We start from the raw sequence: 1,372 nt of genomic DNA, 5'->3' as shown, positions 1-1,372 counted from the left end.
TGAATCCCCCCGGCGTGTCCGGAGACTTTCTAGGTTGAGACTCCGGCGGCTGCCGGGGTCTGGTGGTGAGCGTAGTGCGCGTTTTCGGCTTCGACGGGTGTGCGGTCATCGCAGTACTGCAGCAGGCGGCGGCGGTTGAACCAATCGACCCATTCTGCGGTGGCGATCTCCAGATCATCGAAGCCCTTCCAGGGCCGGCGTGCTTTGACCAGTTCGGTTTTGTAGAGCCCGATCACCGATTCAGCCAGCGCGTTGTCGTGCGACGACCCGACAGCACCGGTGGAGGGCTTGATTCCGGCTACAGCCAGGTGCTCGCTGTAGGCCACCGACAGGTATTGGCTGCCGTGGTCGTGGTGGGCAATGAGCCCGGCCAGGTCGTGGCCGTCGCGTTGTCGGGTCCAGATCGCCTGGTCGACGGCGTCGACGACCAGTTGGCTGGTCATGGTGGTCGCCACCGACCAGCCCAGGATGCGGCGGGCGTAGGCGTCGATGACGAACGCGGTGTAGCACCAGCCCGACCATGTGGACACATACGTGAAGTCGGCCACCCACAAGCGGTTTGGTGCTGGTGGCCGGAAATTGCGATCCACCAGATCCAGCGGTTTCGGGGTGCGTGGATCAGCGATCGTGGTGCGCTTGACGTTGCCGCGCACCGCACCGGCCAGGCCGAGTTCGCCCATGAGCCGCTCCACGGTGCAGCGAGCGACCGGTGGCGCCCCGTCGGCGCGTTCGCGGTTCAGTGTCAGCCACACCTTGCGGGCACCGTAGACGCCGTAGTTCGCCGCGTGAACCTCGGCGATCTTCGTCTTCAGATCCTCGTCGCGAAGCTCCCGCTTGGTGGGTGTACGGCCACGGTGTTCGTAGTAGGTCGCAGGGGCGATCTTGACACCGAGCTCAGTAAGCACAGTGCAGATCGACTCGACACCCCAGCGCAGCCCCGGCCCGTCGGCATCGGTGCGACGGACACCGACGTGCTCGTTGATGTAGGCCACGATCAGCGCAGTGGCCGGTCGAGTTCGGCCGCGAAGAAAGCTGACGCACTCTTCAAGATTGCGTTGGCCCGCTTCAACTCGGCATTCTCACGTTTGAGCCGCTTGAGCTCTGCTGATTCCTCACTGGTCACGCCTGGACGCTGACCGGCATCGATCTCAGCTTGCCGACACCACTGGCGCACGGTCTCCGGCGTTCCAACACCCAGCAACTCGGCCACCTTGCGCATCGCCGCCCACTCCGAACGATGCTGCTCCCGAATCTCGGCGACCATCCGCACCGCCCGCCCACGCAATTCCGCCGGATACCTCCTCGATGAACTCCCTGACATGACTCCATCCTTCCCAAGGAACGGAGTCTCCGGACACGCCGGGGGGATTCA

The 1,372-nt window shown here is 64.5% G+C and carries 1 protein-coding gene; it reads right to left on the bottom strand.

What is annotated here, in order from left to right; translation table 11 throughout:
* Positions 1-29: 29 nt before the first annotated feature.
* A protein-coding gene (locus AWC30_RS12175) for an IS3 family transposase (protein WP_109562044.1) occupies positions 30-1,321 on the bottom strand; the annotation gives its coding sequence in 2 pieces (ribosomal slippage) (positions 30-1,033 and positions 1,033-1,321; 1,293 coding nt in all).
* Positions 1,322-1,372: the final 51 nt, after the last annotated feature.

It is taken from the genome of Mycolicibacillus trivialis (assembly GCF_002102395.1).
Taxonomy (GTDB): domain Bacteria; phylum Actinomycetota; class Actinomycetes; order Mycobacteriales; family Mycobacteriaceae; genus Mycobacterium; species Mycobacterium triviale.
This window is presented reverse-complemented; position numbering and strand designations above follow the sequence as displayed.